This is a genomic window from Microbulbifer elongatus (assembly GCF_020524885.1).
Taxonomy (GTDB): Bacteria; Pseudomonadota; Gammaproteobacteria; order Pseudomonadales; family Cellvibrionaceae; genus Microbulbifer; species Microbulbifer elongatus_A.
Genome location: NZ_JAIVKJ010000005.1, coordinates 175386 through 192600, shown reverse-complemented (window position 1 = coordinate 192600; position 17215 = coordinate 175386). Strand labels below are relative to the sequence as shown.

At 59.4% G+C, this 17215-nt stretch carries 15 protein-coding genes; 8 read left to right on the top strand and 7 right to left on the bottom strand.

Annotation, left to right across the window (positions count from 1 at the left end):
• Nucleotides 1-26: 26 nt before the first annotated feature.
• Nucleotides 27-1061, bottom strand: a complete 1035-nt coding sequence (locus LC059_RS16475) for a rod shape-determining protein (protein WP_043318714.1) — start codon at nt 1059-1061, stop codon at nt 27-29.
• Between the two features lie 375 nt (nt 1062-1436).
• Here LC059_RS16475 and gatC point away from each other — a divergent pair, with 375 nt between their 5' ends.
• The 6 genes from gatC (at nt 1437) to LC059_RS16445 (ending at nt 7360) form a co-directional block, all read left to right on the top strand.
• The gene (gatC, locus tag LC059_RS16470) at nt 1437-1724 is read left to right on the top strand and encodes an Asp-tRNA(Asn)/Glu-tRNA(Gln) amidotransferase subunit GatC (protein WP_226704964.1); all 288 of its coding nucleotides are present in this window, start codon (nt 1437-1439) and stop codon (nt 1722-1724) included.
• Nucleotides 1725-1800: 76 nt separating this feature from the next.
• A complete protein-coding gene (gene gatA / locus LC059_RS16465; protein ID WP_226704963.1) occupies nt 1801-3255 on the top strand; it encodes an Asp-tRNA(Asn)/Glu-tRNA(Gln) amidotransferase subunit GatA in 1455 nt (484 codons plus the stop codon).
• A 6-nt stretch (nt 3256-3261) separates the two neighbouring features.
• Nucleotides 3262-4728 carry an Asp-tRNA(Asn)/Glu-tRNA(Gln) amidotransferase subunit GatB gene (gatB, locus tag LC059_RS16460; RefSeq protein ID WP_319005125.1) on the top strand — a complete coding sequence of 489 codons (1467 nt, stop codon included), beginning with the start codon at nt 3262-3264 and terminating at the stop codon, nt 4726-4728.
• A 413-nt stretch (nt 4729-5141) separates the two neighbouring features.
• On the top strand, nt 5142-5438 hold the full coding sequence (locus LC059_RS16455; protein WP_226704961.1) for a PA4642 family protein: 297 nt from the start codon (nt 5142-5144) through the stop codon (nt 5436-5438).
• Nucleotides 5439-5441: 3 nt separating this feature from the next.
• The gene (gene cysZ, locus LC059_RS16450) at nt 5442-6374 is read left to right on the top strand and encodes a sulfate transporter CysZ (protein WP_226704960.1); all 933 of its coding nucleotides are present in this window, start codon (nt 5442-5444) and stop codon (nt 6372-6374) included.
• Nucleotides 6375-6481: 107 nt separating this feature from the next.
• The gene (locus tag LC059_RS16445) at nt 6482-7360 is read left to right on the top strand and encodes a PPK2 family polyphosphate kinase (RefSeq protein ID WP_226704959.1); all 879 of its coding nucleotides are present in this window, start codon (nt 6482-6484) and stop codon (nt 7358-7360) included.
• 80 nt (nt 7361-7440) lie between these two features.
• On the opposite strand, the gene rhlB is transcribed toward LC059_RS16445, so the two are convergent.
• Both rhlB and LC059_RS16435 read right to left on the bottom strand, forming a co-directional pair.
• The gene (rhlB, locus tag LC059_RS16440) at nt 7441-8988 is read right to left on the bottom strand and encodes an ATP-dependent RNA helicase RhlB (protein WP_226704958.1); all 1548 of its coding nucleotides are present in this window, start codon (nt 8986-8988) and stop codon (nt 7441-7443) included.
• A gap of 165 nt (nt 8989-9153) precedes the next feature.
• Nucleotides 9154-9780, bottom strand: a complete 627-nt coding sequence (locus tag LC059_RS16435) for a DoxX family protein (RefSeq protein ID WP_226704957.1) — start codon at nt 9778-9780, stop codon at nt 9154-9156.
• 155 nt (nt 9781-9935) lie between these two features.
• Between LC059_RS16435 and LC059_RS16430 the strand changes: the two genes are divergently transcribed.
• Both LC059_RS16430 and LC059_RS16425 read left to right on the top strand, forming a co-directional pair.
• Nucleotides 9936-11291 carry an MATE family efflux transporter gene (locus tag LC059_RS16430; RefSeq protein WP_226704956.1) on the top strand — a complete coding sequence of 452 codons (1356 nt, stop codon included), beginning with the start codon at nt 9936-9938 and terminating at the stop codon, nt 11289-11291.
• Between the two features lie 116 nt (nt 11292-11407).
• Nucleotides 11408-12928, top strand: coding sequence for a succinylglutamate desuccinylase/aspartoacylase family protein (locus LC059_RS16425; RefSeq protein WP_226704955.1), 1521 nt, complete (start codon nt 11408-11410; stop codon nt 12926-12928).
• Nucleotides 12929-12952: 24 nt separating this feature from the next.
• Here the strand turns inward: LC059_RS16425 and LC059_RS16420 are convergent, their stop codons facing one another.
• The 4 genes from LC059_RS16420 to hemA form a co-directional block, all read right to left on the bottom strand.
• The gene (locus LC059_RS16420) at nt 12953-13858 is read right to left on the bottom strand and encodes a cation diffusion facilitator family transporter (RefSeq protein WP_226704954.1); all 906 of its coding nucleotides are present in this window, start codon (nt 13856-13858) and stop codon (nt 12953-12955) included.
• Nucleotides 13859-13951: 93 nt separating this feature from the next.
• Nucleotides 13952-14794, bottom strand: a complete 843-nt coding sequence (gene prmC / locus LC059_RS16415) for a peptide chain release factor N(5)-glutamine methyltransferase (protein WP_226704953.1) — start codon at nt 14792-14794, stop codon at nt 13952-13954.
• Between the two features lie 5 nt (nt 14795-14799).
• Nucleotides 14800-15885 carry a peptide chain release factor 1 gene (gene prfA, locus LC059_RS16410; RefSeq protein ID WP_226704952.1) on the bottom strand — a complete coding sequence of 362 codons (1086 nt, stop codon included), beginning with the start codon at nt 15883-15885 and terminating at the stop codon, nt 14800-14802.
• The gene (gene hemA / locus LC059_RS16405) at nt 15885-17189 is read right to left on the bottom strand and encodes a glutamyl-tRNA reductase (protein ID WP_226704951.1); all 1305 of its coding nucleotides are present in this window, start codon (nt 17187-17189) and stop codon (nt 15885-15887) included. The genes prfA and hemA overlap by 1 nt, the downstream gene beginning before the upstream one ends.
• Nucleotides 17190-17215: the final 26 nt, after the last annotated feature.

The window sequence follows — 17215 nt, the reverse complement described above, 5'->3', positions numbered from 1 at the left end:
GCGCGGCCGCACCAGACGGGTTCCGATCAGTTGGAAACCAGATACAGGCGGCTCTTGTCCATCATGTCCAGCGCCTGGCCACCACCACGGGCAACACAGGTCAGCGGGTCGTCGGCGACGATCACCGGCAGGCCGGACTCTTCCATCAGTAAACGGTCCAGATCCCGCAGCAGCGCGCCACCACCGGTAAGCACCATACCGCGCTCGGCGATATCAGAAGCCAGTTCGGGGGGGGACTGCTCCAGCGCGCTCTTCACTGCCTGCACGATACCGGTCAGTGGCTCCTGCAGGGCTTCCAGAATTTCGTCGCTGTTCAGGGTAAAGCTGCGCGGTACCCCTTCTGCCAGATTGCGGCCGCGCACGTCGATCTCGCGCACTTCGCTGCCTGCGTAGGCGCAGCCGATCTCTTCTTTGATGCGCTCGGCGGTGGCATCACCAATCACGCTGCCGTAGTTGCGACGCACATAGTTAACGATGGCCTCGTCGAAGCGGTCGCCACCGATACGCACAGAGTCTGAGTAGACCACACCGTTCAGGGAGATGATCGCAATCTCGGTAGTACCGCCACCGATGTCCACAACCATGGAACCGCTGGCTTCCTCAACCTTGAGGCCGGCACCGATGGCCGCGGCCATGGGCTCTTCAATCAGCCACACTTCGCGGGCACCGGCACCGAGGGCGGATTCGCGAATAGCGCGACGCTCCACTTCGGTAGACTGGCAAGGCACGCACACCAGAACCCGCGGGCTCGGGCGCATCCAGCTGTTTTCGTGCACTTTTTTGATAAAGTGCTGCAGCATCTTCTCGGTGACCTGGAAGTCCGCGATCACACCGTCTTTCAGCGGGCGGATAGCCGTGATGTTGCCCGGGGTGCGGCCCAGCATGCGCTTCGCTTCCACACCTACCGCTTCCACGATCTTGGTGCCGTTGTAATGGCGAATGGCGACAACAGAGGGTTCATCGAGGACTACGCCGCGATCGCGTACGTAGATCAGCGTATTGGCAGTACCCAGGTCGATGGAGAGATCACTGGAGAACATGCCCCGCAAACGTTTAAACATGGAATTCGATTACCTTAATTCTGAGATACAACACCCAAGCTGGGTCAGGTGCCGTGAGCGCCGACTGGAGCCCCCGAGGCGCTCCCGGCGGGGAAAGCGTTACAGGGTAGTTAGTCAGCACAAATAATTCTGTGTTCCGGACAGCGTTTTCGTCCGATCATCGTCAAATAGGCCAGCGGCTATGGACCATGGCCAGAATCGGCAAACTCTAACAACGGCGCGGGTTCAGGGCAAGGCTCAGGAGCCCCTTAATAAATAAGCATAAAGAGATTCCCCCACAGATATGCTAAATTTGCGCTCCTTCTGTACCCGCCGGCCCCGGAAAACCGGGCCCGGCCGCAAATTAGCCAATGAGAAGCTGGAGTCTCTAACCCCATGGCCGTGGACGCGCAAACCGTTGAAAAGCTGGCCGAACTGGCCCGCATCGCCATTTCCGAAGAAACCATTGACGAAGTCAGCAGCCGCCTCGGTGACGTACTGCAACTGGTAGACCAGCTGCAGGCGGTCAATACCGACGGCGTCGAGCCCATGGCGCACCCCCTGGACGAAGTGCAGGTCCTGCGCAAAGACGAAGTGACCGAGCCCAACCGTCGCGAAGCATTCCTCGCCCTGGCCCCCCAGTCGGAAGCGGGCCTCTATCTGGTACCCAAGGTGATCGACTAACGGGGCAAAGACCAACCCCGCGATCCCCCCACCGGACCGTACGCGAATACAGAATAGACAAGAAACCGGATTTCCAATGCATCAGTTGACCATCGCCGAGATCATCCGCGGCCTACGCGACAAACAGTTCTCCAGCGTCGAAATCACTAGCCATTTGCTGGAGCGTATCCAGCAGCTGGACAGCCAGTTCAACAGTTTTATTACCGTCACCGGCGACCAGGCCCTTAAAGACGCCGCCGCCGCCGACGCGCGACTGGCCCAGGGCGACGCCCCGGCCCTGTGCGGCGTGCCCATTGCCCACAAAGACATCTTCACCACCAACGGTGTCCGCACCAGCTGCGGCTCGAAGATGCTCGACAATTTTGTACCCCCCTACGACGCCACCGTGGTGGAGAACTTCCTGCAGGCCGGCGCCGTCAGCCTGGGTAAAACCAATATGGACGAGTTCGCCATGGGCTCTTCCAATGAGTCCAGTTATTACGGCGCGGTGAAAAACCCCTGGGATCTCGACCGTATTCCCGGTGGTTCCTCCGGCGGTTCCGCCGCCGCGGTCGCCGCGCAACTGGTCCCCGGCACCACCGCCACCGATACCGGCGGCTCCATCCGCCAGCCAGCGGCAATGACCGGTACTACCGGCCTGAAGCCCACATACGGGCGCGTATCGCGCTGGGGCATGATTGCGTTTGCCTCCAGCCTCGATCAGGGCGGCCCCATTGCCCGCACCGCGGAAGACGCCGCGCTGATGCTGTCCGTCATGGCGAGCCCGGACAAAAAAGACTCCACCTGCCTCGACCGCCCGCGCGAAGACTATACCGCCAGGCTGAATGACAGCATCCAGGGCCTGAAGATCGGTGTACCGAAAGAGTATTTCGGCGAGGGCCTCGACAGCGAGGTGGGCTCGCGGGTTCAGGAAGCACTGAAGGCCTACGAAAAGCTCGGCGCGGAGCTGGTGGAGGTCAGCCTGCCCCACAGCAAGCTGGCGGTACCCGCCTACTACGTGATTGCCCCGGCAGAGGCCTCCGCCAACCTGTCCCGCTTTGACGGGGTGCGCTATGGCTATCGCTGTGAAAACCCCGCGGACCTGCGCGACCTGTACATGCGCTCCCGCGGCGAAGGTTTCGGTGAGGAAGTGAAACGCCGCATCCTCGTCGGCAGCTACGCCCTGTCCGCCGGTTACTATGACGCCTACTACAACAAGGCCCAGCAGGTGCGCCGCCTGATCAAGCAGGACTTCGTCGACGCGTTCCAGAAAGTCGACGTGATCATGGGCCCCACCGCCCCCAACCCCGCGTTCAAGCTGGGCGAGAAAAATGCCGACCCGGTGGCCATGTACCTGGAAGACATTTACACCATTGCCACCAACCTGGCCGGCCTGCCCGGCATGTCCATCCCCTGCGGTTTCGCCCACGGCCTGCCCGTCGGCCTGCAGCTCATTGGCAACTACCTGGACGAGGCACGCATGCTCAATGTGGCGCACCAGTTCCAGCAGGCCAGTGACTGGCATCAAAAAACCGCCCCGGCAGCAGAATAAGTAGGAATAAGGAGAAGCGACGTGGAATGGGAAGTCGTTATCGGGTTGGAAGTGCACGTGCAACTGGCCACCCAATCAAAAATTTTCTCCGGCGCCAGCACCGCCTTTGGTGCCGAACCGAACACCCAGGCCTGCGCAATAGACCTGGCCATGCCGGGTACCTTGCCGGTGCCGAATGAGGAAGCTTTTCGCTTCGCGGTGATGTTCGGCCTCGCCATGAATGCAGAAATCGGTATGCGCTCCGTGTTCGAGCGCAAAAACTATTTCTATCCGGACCTGCCCAAGGGCTACCAGACCACCCAGCTGGAACAACCGATCGTCGGCGAAGGCCAGATCGAGATTCACCTGGAAGACGGCAGTAGCAAGACCGTGCGCCTGCACCACGCGCACCTGGAAGAAGACGCGGGCAAGTCTTTGCATGAAGACTTTCACGGCATGTCCGGTATCGACCTGAACCGCGCGGGCACGCCGCTGATCGAGATCGTGTCCGAGCCGGATATGCGCAGCGCCGCGGAAGCCGTTGCCTACCTGAAAAAGATCCACAGCATCGTTACCTACCTCGGTATTTCCGACGGCGACATGTCCCAGGGCTCCCTACGCTGCGACGCCAACGTTTCCGTACGTCTCAAGGGCGAAGAGGAACTGGGTACACGCACCGAAATCAAGAACCTGAACTCCTTCCGGTTTATCGAGAAGGCCATCAAGGTAGAGGCCCAGCGCCAGATCGACCTGATCGAAGACGGTGGCAAGGTGACACAGGAAACCCGCCTGTACGATGCGGACAAAAACGAAACCCGCTCCATGCGCAGCAAGGAAGTAGCCAATGATTACCGCTACTTCCCCTGCCCGGACCTGTTGCCGGTGGTACTCACCGATGATTACGTGGAGCAGATTCGCGGCGAGTTGCCGGAGCTGCCGGATGCGAAGTGCGCACGGTTTGAGAAGGACTACGGCCTATCCGCCTACGATGCAGATCAGCTAACCCAGGAACGGGCGACTGCGGACTACTTCGAGCAGGTAGCGGCCAAGTCCGGCGAAGCGAAACTCGCTGCAAACTGGGTAATGGGTGAGCTGGCGGCGCTGTTGAATCGCGAGGAGAAATCCATCGAGGATTCTCCAGTTTCTGCGGAGCACCTGGCGGGTCTGATTGCGCGTATCAAGGACAACACCATTTCATCGAAGATCGCCAAGCAGGTGTTTGAGGCGATGGCGAATGGTGACGGCGATGCGGACACAGTAATTGAAGCCAAGGGTCTTAAGCAGGTTTCCGACACGGGTGCTATCGAGAAACTGGTAGATGATGTGATTGCAGCCTCGACTTCCCAGGTGGAAAACTACCGCAACGCCGATCCGGACAAACGCCCCAAGATGATGGGCTTCTTTGTAGGCCAGATCATGAAGGCCTCCAAGGGACAGGCGAATCCGCAGATGATCAACAAGATCCTGAAAGAGAAACTGGACGCGCTTCTCTGACGACTTATCCCGGAGGTACGTTTTTTAGCACCACCGGTGGCAGCCAGGCACCGGGTGAGGCTTTTCGAAACCGAACTAGGCGTCCCCCTGGGAATACATCCCTGTACGCTGCGTCAGCGACGTCCCTGTCGCTGACGCTTTCGAAAAGCCTCCCCCGGCACCTGACCTTCAATTCGAACAACTGCACTTCGAGCTGATTGTCGAAGGCAAAAAACTCACATGCTAAGGCGATGTCGCCGGTATTTGTTTGCGAAACCTTCCGCGAGAGGGACCTCGCGGAAGAGCCCCCATGGATGGGTTCACGGCGTGTTTCGCAAACAAATACCGGCGGCAGCGCCGCCACCAAACTGCCCAACAGGTAGCAAAGGTGGCACGACCACAAGAGCAATAACAGACCAAAAAGGAATTAACAAGTGAGCCTGAAAAAAGACAAACAAAAAGTCCTCGGCGAAGTATTCGACGATGAACGTATCGCCGGCTTTTTAGTTGGTGAAGCCCCGGAAGGGTTCAATCGGGATTTCTACCTGCTGGAGCGCGCTTACCGCGGCATGAAGGCGGAGAATTTTGAAACCTTCGTGCGCATGTTCAAGGAACAGGGACTGGACCTGAACAGCCAGAGCCCGGAAGGGCAGACACTGCTGGCGCGAATCAGCGAACATGAGCAGAGTGCCGAGTATGCTGACATTCTGAAGGCAGCAGGAGCGCAGTAAGTCATGACTTCCAACCCGGCACACGGCGTACACGCACTGATCCGGGGGGCGCAGCTGCTAACCCGGAAAGAGCTGCGCCCATTCATCATTATCCCCCTGCTCATCAACCTGGTGCTGTTTATCGCACTGGGCGCCCTGATGATCAGCCAGTTCGACGACCTCGGCAGCTATATCGGCAGCCTGCTTTCCGACACCCCCGTCGATACCTCCAACATGTCCTGGTGGCGCGCGATCCTGGCCAAGGGCGCAGACTGGGCCGCGAGTGTATTCCAGTGGCTGGCGTGGTTGATTGCCATTGTCGTGGTGCTGCTGTTCTTCTTTGTGTACGGCTACCTGTTCGGCATCATTACCAACATTATTGCCGCACCGTTTAACGGCTTCCTCGCGGAAAAGGTCGAAGAGCTGCTCACCGGCCACCCGCCGCCCCCGGAAGCCCTGCACAGCATGGTATTCCGCACCCTCGGGCGCGAGCTGCGCAAGCTGATGTACTTTATCGGCTGGGGTATCGTGATCTTCATCATCGCCCTGCTTACCAGCTGGACAGTCTTCATCCCCGCCATTCTCGGTGCCCTCTGGGGCGCCTGGTGCATGGCCATCCAGTACGTGGATTACCCGCTGGACAACCACCAGCGCTCTTTTTCTGAACTGAAAACCGTACTGATGCGCAAGAAGTTCACCACCCTGGGCTTTGGTGGCGCAGTGATGCTGGCGAAGATGGTGCCGATACTCAACATCTTCGTTATGCCTGCTGCCGTGGCCGGCGGCACCGCATTGTGGGTGGAGCGCATCTGGGCCGAAGGCGACCCCGGACAAGGTCCAAATGGGGGACCAAATGGCGCCGCCGTGCCGACCGCTCCGGCGCAAGCCACGACCTCCAGCGCCAGCACTCCCGCCGAAAAGAAGTGGCCAAAAGGGATCGACGGCCCCAAGAAGTAACCCTGAAGACTGGGCCTACCGGCCGAGAGCCTCAACGCCCGCCGCCTCTCTAGCCAAGAGTCTAACCTTGAATAGAGGCAAGACCGGCGGCGGAGCATGACAGGCAAATGGACATCGACTGGAAGGGAATCCGATTCGACGGTGAGAAGAAGTATCGACGGGGAAGTTGCCCTACCCGGATCGATCCTCTCTACCGGGACAAGCAGGATTACCAGAAAAGGATTCGCAAATTACGCGGCGCCATCGATGAACGTCAGCAAATCATGTACGCGCACAACCGCTACAGCCTGCTGACCGTTTTTCAGGCGCTGGATGCGGCAGGTAAGGACGGAACCATCCGCGCGGTTTTTAACGGCGTCAATCCACACGGTGTGGAAATCACTTCATTCAAACACCCCACCAGCGCGGAGCTGGAGCACAACTTCCTCTGGCGCACCTCCATCGTCATGCCCAAGCGCGGCAATATCGGGGTTTTCAACCGATCTTATTATGAAGAAGTGCTGGTGTGCCGTGTGCACCCCGAGCTGGTTACCAAATACCAGAAAATACCGGGTGAGCATACGCGCGACCTGGACGCACTTTTTGCCAGCCGCTTTGAAGCCATCCGCTCTCTCGAGCGCTACAACTCAGACAATGGCACCGTCACACTGAGGTTTTTCCTTAATCTTTCTCGCGGCGAACAGCGCAAGCGCTTTCTATCCCGTATTGATGAGCCAGAAAAGAACTGGAAATTCTCGGAGACGGATCTGAAAGAACGCGGTTTCTGGGACGATTATCAACGCGCGTTTGAGGATATGATCAATGAGACTGCCACCCCGCACGCTCCCTGGTATGTAGTGCCCGCAGACGACAAAAAAAACATGCGCCTCATTGTTGCGAGCGCAGTGCTCAAGGCGCTGAATGAAATGAATATGTGTTATCCCACCGTCTCCAAAGCACGTCGCAAGCTACTCAGGGAGTATCGCAAGCAATTGCTGAAAGACTGACGGAAACCCGGTCGGCCGGGATTAAAGAAGGTGGCTACCCGGGGTCGGATGCGTCCCGGGCAGTACAATAAAGAAAGGAATTACCGGCGCGGACGTCCACCGCCACTGCGCCCGCCGCGGCTTCCACCACGACCGCCGCGATCATTGCGATCGCCGCCACTGCTGCGTTTTACATGCACCTTCGGCGGCGCTACCAGCAACTCTTCCGGCGGCACTTCGCACTTCAGCTTGTTGCCCAGCAGACCCTCGATCGGCTCTAGGCGCATCGCATCATCTTCACAGGCGAAGCTGATAGAGGTACCGCTCTTGCCCGCACGACCGGTACGACCGATTCGGTGCACGTAATCTTCCGGCTCTTCCGGCAGGGTGTAATTCACCACGTGGCTGATGCCGTCAATATGGATACCGCGGCCGGCCACATCGGTGGCGACCAGCACCTTGGATTTTCCGGTCTTGAAATCTTCCAGGGTACGCACACGCTTGTTCTGTGCTACTTCACCCGACAACAGGCCCGCGTTAATACCGTGCGCCAGCAGGTTTTCATGCAAACGGCGGCACTGGTCGCGACGGTTGGCGAAGACGATCAGGCTTTCCACGTCGTCCTGCTGCACGATGTTATACAGCAGCGGATACTTCTCATCGCCTGACACCAGGTACACATGCTGGGTGACCGATTCCGTCGCCACGCGCTCCGGTTCGATTTCTACAATCACCGGTTCCGTCGTCCACTGCTCCACCAGGTCGTCCACTTCCGGGGTGAAGGTGGCGGAGAAGAACATGGTCTGGCGGTGGGTCTTGCGCGGGGTCTGGCGCACAATGCGGCGCACATCGGGAATAAAGCCCATATCCAGCATGCGGTCCGCTTCATCGATCACCAGGATTTCAGTCTGATCGAGGAAGCAGTCGCGTTTACTGACAAAGTCCAGCAGACGACCGGGGGTGGCCACCAGAATATCCACGAGACGCTCATTCAACGCTTTCTGCTGTTTCTGGTAATCCATACCTCCTACAAGGGTGTGGATTTCCAGATCGGTGTACTTGCACAGCCCCTTGGCGTCGTCGGCGATCTGCATTACCAGCTCGCGGGTGGGCGCAATGATCAGCGCGCGGGCTTCACCAGCGTAGCGCTGGCCATCAAACGGATTCTTGAGCAGGTCGTCGATAACGGTGATCAGGAAGGCCGCGGTCTTGCCGGTACCCGTCTGGGCTTTACCTACCAGGTCGTGACCATTCAGGGTATGGGGGAGAGACTGGCCCTGAATAGGAGAGGCGTACTGGAAACCGAGGTCCGCAATGGCGTGCATCAGCGGCAGCGGCAGGTCGAGGTCGTGGAAGCGTACTTTACCTTCCTGCTCCGGCACCTGAAACTCGTCGAGGCTCCAGGGCTTCTGCGGGGCCTTCTTCGCCGCGCTGCGCCCACGAGAACCTTCACCGCCCTTGCCGGCACCTTTACTCGCACCTTTCGCACCACCTCGACGACGGTCGCGCTGGCGCCCTTTGGTGCCCTCACTAGCGCCCTCTTGGCGAGCGTTACCGGCACTCTGCTCAGGTTTTGATGAGGCCGACTTCTGGCCCTCGGAAGTGGATTCGGACTTGTCAGACGAACGACGGAAAAACTTGCCTATCAAAAGATTGCTCGCTCAATTGCGCCGGCGGGCCGCAAATGGCCAAACCGGGTAGTCACGTGACCGGCAGGCCACGGAAACGGGTTAAATAATCGGCGAGTATATCATCTATATGGGAAAGGCGAGCTAATGGTGCATTTTCCCCAAGGTTCTCATCTCAATCCTGTATCACTCCTGCAGTAACCCGCGGCGGCGGGCAATCCAGTAGTCGAGGCTCACAAAGCGCCCGCCCCCGGTGAACAGCAGCGCCAACAGCATCACGAAGTAAGTGGCCGCAAACTCAATACCATTTTTCAGCACGGTGAAATTACCCGCTTCGGTAAGCCACGCGTAATTGCCATAGGCCTCGAGCAGCTCCACCGCTTTTTCCTTACGCGCTACCGCCTCTTCAATCAGATCTTTGCGCCACTCCCAGGGCATGGTGAGCGTCTGCTCCGGCAACGCATGCCAGCCGTACTGCCAGTGAGCGGTTACTGCAGCAACCGCCATGGTGATCATCAGGGGGATGGCGGCGAGGCGCACCCCCAAGCCAAGCACCAGCGCGATGCCACCAAGAAACTCCGTCAGCGCCGCCAACCAGGCCATCAATACCGGAGCGGGCAACCCAAGCCCCCAGTCTGGGTTGCCGAACCAGGCGGCTACATTGTCGATCCCGTTAATCTTGTTCCAGCCGGCGAGAATAAAAATGGGACCGAGGAAGAGGCGCAATGCCAGCGGCCCCAGTCCATCCAGTGGCCGCAGCGAGTGCAGAAAACAGCTGTAAATCCGATTGAACCCGCTGTGTGCCCCATCCATAATCCGCTCCCGTTTTCTTCAATACTGATTGCAGCACGTTTTTATTTACCGAAGACTGGTCGCCGAAGGCCGTGATTTCTTACACTTCGCGCGGACCGAGTTCGATCAGTTTAGCCAGCTGCTATCTATCGCCAACTATCGCCAATAGCAATCCGATGTTCAGACTCTACAAACGCGCCACAGCCACGGAGCTGCGCCACCTCACCAAGCTGGGTGGCCCACTGGTGGTGAGCAACCTGGCGGTGGTCAGCATGGGGGTCACCGACACTATTGTTGCCGGGCAGTCCGGCGAGGTGGATCTGGCGGGGCTGGCGCTGGGCTCCAGTATCTGGGCGGTTTGCGCTGTCACCCTGATCGGCATGCTCGCAGCCGTATCGCCGGTGGTAGCCAACCTGCGCGGCGCCCGCAACGAGCAGGGTTGCGCGCGACAGATGAGCCAGTCGGTATGGATTGCACTGATCGGCGGCCTGCTGGTGGCCGGCGCTTTGTTAGCAGCGCCCCTCTGGAGCCAGTGGATCCAGACCGAAGAGCCGGTGCGCAAGGTCATGGTGCAATATCTGATGGCGCTGGCTACCGGTACCCTGCCCTTTGCCTTTGGCAGTGCGCTGCGCGGCTACTGTGAGGGGATGGCGCAGGTGCGACCGGTGATGCGGATCTATCTCGCCGCCGCGGCCCTGAATATCCCGCTGGACATCCTGTTTGTCTTTGGCTGGGGCCCTATTCCCGCCATGGGTGGGGCTGGTTGCGGCTGGGCCACCAGCATGGTGTGCTGGAGTATCGCCATCGCTCTCTACTGGCACGCGGGCCACGACCCCGCTTACCGCGCCCTCGATCTGAAACTTCTGCCGCCGCGCCCACACTGGCCTACCCTGAAGCACCTGCTGGCAGTGGGTATGCCGATCTGCATTGGCGCTGCCAGTGAGGTTACCTTCTTTGCCAGCCTTACCCTGCTGCTGGCCGCTTACGGCGCCACTATTGTCGCAGCACACCAGATCGGCCTGAGCATCGGCTCTATTTTCTATCTGGTGGCACTGGCGCTGGCCCAGGCAGTCAGTATCCGCACCGCCCAGGTACTCGGCCAGGGGCGCCCCAAGCGAGCGCGATTTGTCAGTATTGTGGGCGTCGGCAGTGGCCTTATTTACGCCCTATGTACGGGTATCGTGCTGATTAGCCTGCGCAACCTGTTTGTACTCGCTTACACCAGCAACCCGGAAATCATTGCCGTGGCCACCAACCTGCTGCTTCTCGCTGCGGCCTTCCAGCTGGTGGATGTGGCCCAAGCCATGGCCTGGGGCGCGCTGCGCGGTTACAAGGACACCCGGGTGCCCATGTATCTGCAACTGTTTTCCTACTGGCTGGTGGGGCTGACTTCAGCCTACTGGCTGGGGGAGCAATTCTGGGGGGTCTACGGTTACTGGGTGGGTATCTGCATTGGCCTTGGCACCGCGGCGATACTGCTGATCTGGCGGTTGCGGCAGACAAGCCGCACAGCGCTAGTGAGTGCACGCTAATCCGCGCGAGATCACAAAACCGCCAATTGCCGCGCAATTTCCCGGGAACCGATTGGCTATACTCGCGCTCTCAGCAAACTGACTGATTTCCCTGATTGCACGCACCGGAGTTGTTCATGCGCCGCCGCTCTTCGAGCCTTTCTACCAGCTTACCCCTGATCCTTGCCCTCGCCTGCCACGCCACCCCGCTAATCGCGGAGGAGTTGGACGAGAATGGCGAACCGGTGGGGGGTACCTCGGCACAAATCGCAGAACCGCAATCCGAGCAACCACCACAGAACCCGGAAGAACTGGAGGCCAGCAAACGCCCGGCCACCGATGCCAGCCCGGCCGACCAACCGGAAAAGCCGATGCCGAAAGCCAAAAGCATCGAGCTGGACAAGCCGGTCAGTGAACAGGAGCTGGCAACACCACCGCAGGAAGAGCCTGAGAGCAAAGCTGAGCGGAAAAGCCCAGCGGCCGAATCCCCGAAAAAGCCCACGGCAGAACCTGCAACCGAGCCCACCCAGGAAGCACCGGTCGGCAAGGCGTTGCAGCTGCTGGGCGCGGAAGTGCCACCAGCCACCTCCACCCGCCTGGCCTGGTCACCCAGTCAGCATTTTGAAGGCGTTTACAGTGCAACGCCGGTACTGGTGGTTAACGGTGCGGAGACCGGCCCGACACTGTGCCTGTTCGCGGCGATCCACGGCGATGAATTGAACGGTATCGAAACCGTGCGCCGGGTGATGTACAACCTGGATCCGCAAACATTGAAAGGCGCCGTTATCGGGGTGCCCATCGTCAACCTTCAGGGCTTCCATCGGGGCTCCCGCTATCTGACTGATCGCCGGGACCTGAACCGCCACTTCCCGGGCGACGATCACGGCTCTTCCGCCTCCCGTATCGCGCGCTCATTTTTTGATGAAGTCGTTACCCAATGCAATGCGATTGTCGACCTGCACACCGGATCTTTCTACCGCACCAACCTGCCACAGCTGCGCGGTGACCTGAAAAATCCGAAGGTGGTAAAACTCACCAAAGGCTTCGGCTCCACGGTGGTACTGCACAGCGATGGCGCCAAGGGAACCCTGCGCCGCGCCGCGGTCGAATCCGGTATTCCCACGGTAACGCTGGAGGCCGGCGCTCCCATGGTGCTGGACGAGCCCTCGGTCAGCCATAGCGTGAAGGGCATTCGCACCCTGCTGAACCAGCTGGGGATGGTGAGCAAATTCCGCCTGTGGGGCGACCCGGAACCGGTGTACTACAACTCAACCTGGCAACGCGCCACCACCGGCGGGATCATTTTCAGCAAGGTGCAGCTGGGCGAATTCGTGCGCAAGGGCGACCTGCTGGGCACGGTTACCAACCCGATTACCAATGTGCGCAAGGAAATCCGCTCACAATACAATGGACGCGTGTTGGGTATGGCCATGAACCAGGTCGTGCAACCCGGATTTGCCGCCTATCACATCGGAATCCAGGCACCGGAGGAACAGATCAGTTCGCCGGAAGAAGTGACCGCAGAAGCGGAGCCCGCAGAGGTTGAACAAACTGACGCAAATACCACAGAGCAACAACCCGAACAGGCGACGGAGGAATCCAGCGCTGAAGGCGATGCACCGCCAGCAGAGCACGACGAGGACAGGGAAGAGGACTAAGAAAAATTCAGTCTGGTACCGTCGCTATTTTCCCGGGCTAACCCGGTCGATAATCGGCGCGGTATCAAACTGCAACGGCTCCGGCTGCAGTGTTACATGTTGAATATCGAAGCGCTGGCCCAGCGTTTCCCGCAAACGCTCCAGCACTCGCGGCCAGGCTTCCAGGTCGTCTACAACAATGTGCGCCGACAGCGAAACCATTCTGCTGTCCAGCCGCCAGATATGCAGGTCGTGTACCGAGCGCACGCCTTCCACCGCCACCATGGTTTCCCCCACTACGGGCAGGCTCAATTCCCGCGGCACCCGCTGCATCAATACGTCCACGGCATCGCGCAGCAATTTCAGGCTGGAAAAAAGGATCAGGGCGCAGATCAGTACGGACAGCAGCGGATCGATCGGCGTCCAGCCGGTGAAGTAAATCACCGCACCCGCTGCCAGCGCCGCCACTGAGCCGAGCAAGTCTCCCATCACATGCAACAGCGCACCGCGGATATTCAACGTCTGCTCACCCCGGTGTAGCACCCAGGCGACCACGAGATTGACCAACAGCCCGATCGACGCGATAAGCATCACCATACCGCCCTGAACTGGCTGTGGGTTGCGCAGGCGGTCAAATGCGGCAATGGAAATACCAACAACAATCAGCAACATCAGTACCGCGTTGACCATCGCCGCGAGTACTTCTGCACGCCCCCAGCCGAACGACATTTCGCGGCTTGCGGGCTTCTGTGCGAGCAGCGCCGCAATAGCAGCGAGAGCGAGAGAAAAAGAATCGGTAACCATGTGTCCGGCATCACCGAGCAGCGCGAGGGACCCGGAAACCCAACCGCCAATAGCTTCTACCACGGCAAAGGTAAGCGTGATAACGAGACCCCAGACCAAGGGCTTCAGATGACCGCTTCCGCGGTGATGATGAGAGTGATCGTGCATGGGAGCATCCTGCCATTTGCGCGACTTTCTGTAACAGCCTGCCTCGCAGGCGATCGGGCGTAACTCTTGGCTGTTCGCCTGCAGAGCTGACTCCTACGGGAGAGCGTTGTGATATCGGCCGAGCGTAATACGTTCCCGCCCGGCATAGTCAAGACGGGTTTCCACTTCGGTATAGCCGTGTTCTGCGAAAACTTTTCTTACCGCCTTGCCCTGCTCCCAACCGTGTTCCACAGCAAGCATGCCATTCTGGGAGAGAAAACCGCGGGCGTCAGCCGCTATTTTGCGGATATCCGCCAGCCCCTGCTCATCCGCTACCAGTGCCGACAACGGCTCGAAACGCACGTCACCTTCTCGTAAATGCGGATCCTGGGTATCGATATAGGGCGGGTTGCTGACGATCACATCAAAACGCTGGTCTGCCAGTGCAGAAAACCAGTCGCTCTGCAGGATTTCCACATTGTGGAAACCGAGCAACTTTCGATTTTCTTCCGCCAGCGCCACCGCCGCCGGCATGGTATCGACGGCGGTGATCTGCCAGTGTTTTTTTTCACTGGCCAGTGCCAGGGCAATAGCACCAGTACCGGTGCCCAGGTCAAGTACGCTTGCCTCAGTTTGCGGGCAAAGCGACAGCACGGTTTCCACCAGCACCTCGGTGTCCGGGCGCGGAATCAGAGTGGAGCGATTGACCTTTAACGGCAGGGACCAAAACTCCCGGCTGCCGGTGAGGTGGGCCACCGGCTCTCCGGCGATGCGCCGCGCTACCAGGGCATCAAATTCAGTTTGCTGGGATTCATCCAGCGAGTGTTCTGGCCAGGTGTAGAGCCAGGCACGGGACTTGCCGAGCAGGTGGCAGAGCAACACCTCCAGGTCCAGCCGCGGGCTGTCGCTTTCTGCCAGTTCCGTCGCGCGCAGCAGGTTTTCCTTTACGGTGGCCATCGGAATCAGTTCTGCCCCAGGGCCGCCAGCTGGTCTGCCTGGTATTCGGTGCGCAGCGGCCCGATCACTTCATCCAGCGCGCCCTGCATCACTTCATCTAGCTTGTACAAGGTAAGGCTGATGCGGTGGTCGGTCACCCGGCCCTGCGGGAAATTGTACGTGCGAATACGCTCGGAGCGATCGCCACTGCCTACCAGGTTTCTGCGCGCGTCGGAAATTTCCTGGGCGGCGGCAGATTCCTGGGCACTGTTCAGTTTGGCCTGCAGCAATGCCATGGCCTTGGCGCGGTTTTTATGCTGTGAGCGCTCGTCCTGGCACTCCACCACAATACCCGTAGGAATATGGGTCAAGCGCACTGCAGAGTCGGTTTTGTTGACGTGCTGACCACCGGCTCCAGAGGCGCGGTAGGTATCGGTGCGCAAGTCCGCTTTATTAATCTCGATAGCATCGCGCTCGTCTGGTTCAGGCATCACCGCCACGGTACACGCGGAAGTATGGATACGCCCCTGGGACTCAGTTTCCGGGACCCGCTGCACCCGGTGCGCGCCGGACTCGAACTTCAGTTTTGCGTAGACTTCTTCACCGGCAACACGGGTGATGATTTCCTTGTAGCCGCCGTGCTCACCGGGGTTTTCGCTGATTACCTCGATGCGCCAGCCCTGTTTTTCCGCATAGCGGGAATACATGCGAAACAGGTCGCCGGAAAAAATAGCGGCTTCGTCCCCGCCGGTACCGGCGCGAATTTCCAGATAGACGTTCTTGCGGTCGTTGGGGTCGCGGGGCAACAGCAGGGTCTGCAGTTCTTTTTCCAGCGGCTCCACCTGCACTTCGGCCTCGCGCAGTTCCTCCTGCGCCATCTCCCGCATTTCTGTATCGCTTTCATCGAGCATTTCGCGGGCGGTGGCCATATCATCCTGCAGGGACTTATAACGGCTATAGCACTTAACCACTTCTTCCAGCTCGGAAAACTCCCGCGAAAGATCGCGGAACTTGTCCTGATCGCTGATGATTTCCGCATCGCCGAGCAACGCGGAAACTTCCTCGTGGCGCTCCACCAGGTTGTCGAGTTTCTGTTGTACAGAAGCTTTCATTACTTGAGTTTCTTCTTATCCGGCGACGTGGCCGATACATCCATTTGCTGGCCCCCTTTTTCCGGGGCCAGGCCGATAATTTCCCGCGCGATGCGCAACCGCTCCAGATCACCATCGGCGGTGGCCTGACGCAGGGCCACGGTGGGTGCGTGAATCAGTTTGTTGGTCAGAGAGCGGGCCAGTTGCTCCATCAGCTGTTCCGGGTCACCACCCATGCGCAATTGGATCAGTGTTTTTTCCAGCTCTTCCTTGCTGATGCCCTGGGCTTGTTGCCGGTAACTGCGAATGGAGTCCACCGCGCGCAGGCTGCGGTGCTCGCGCATGAAATCGTGGGCGGCAGAATCGACGATCAGATCGGCGGCTTCGGCGGCTTTTTCGCGCAGGCGCCGGCCTTCGTCAATCACGCCGCGCAGATCGTCCACTGTATAGAGGTAGACGTCATCGAGCTTGCCCACCTGTGGCTCGATATCCCGGGGCACCGCGATATCCACCATAAACATGGGGCTGTGGCGGCGCTGCTTGAGCGCCGTCTCCACCGCGCCCTTACCGAGAATAGGCAGCTGGCTGGCGGTGGAGCTGATCACGATGTCCGCGCGCGGCAAAACATTGGGAATATCGGCGAGCAGAATCGCCTCGGCGCCAAACTCTTCCGCGAGCGATTGCGCCCGGTGCAAAGTCCGGTTGGCAACGATCAGCTTTTTCACCCCTTTATCCAGCAAATGGCGGGCCACCAGCTCGATCGTTTCCCCGGCACCGATCAACAGCGCAGTCTGCTGGCCGAGATCGGTAAAAATCCTCGACGCCAGCGACACCGCGGCGAAGGCCACAGAGACAGGGTTTTCACCAATAGCGGTCTCGGTGCGCACTTTTTTCGCTACCGAAAACACCTGCTGGAACACATTGTGCAGGGTAGAACCGACACTGCCGGACTCTCTCGCCACTGCGTAGGCGGACTTCATCTGCCCAAGAATCTGGGGCTCGCCCAATACCAGCGAGTCCAGGCCGCAGGCTACCCGCATCATATGGCGCACAGCGGTTTCATCAGTGAACTGGTAGTAACAGCTGGTCAGCTGCTCCATGGGGACATCGTGATAGCGGGATATCCACGCCAGCACAGACTCAGGAGTCACCTCACCGTAAATCTCGGTGCGGTTGCAGGTCGAGAGAATGGCCAGTTCACGACAATCCAGTGCCGCGCGTGCTTCCGCCAGCGCACTGGGCATCACCTCGGGCGCGAACGCAACCCGCTCGCGCACGGCAACCGGCGCACTATCGTGATTGATTCCCAGAGCTAGGATCGGCATAGGCTCTCATCATCTCGTCCGGGTGC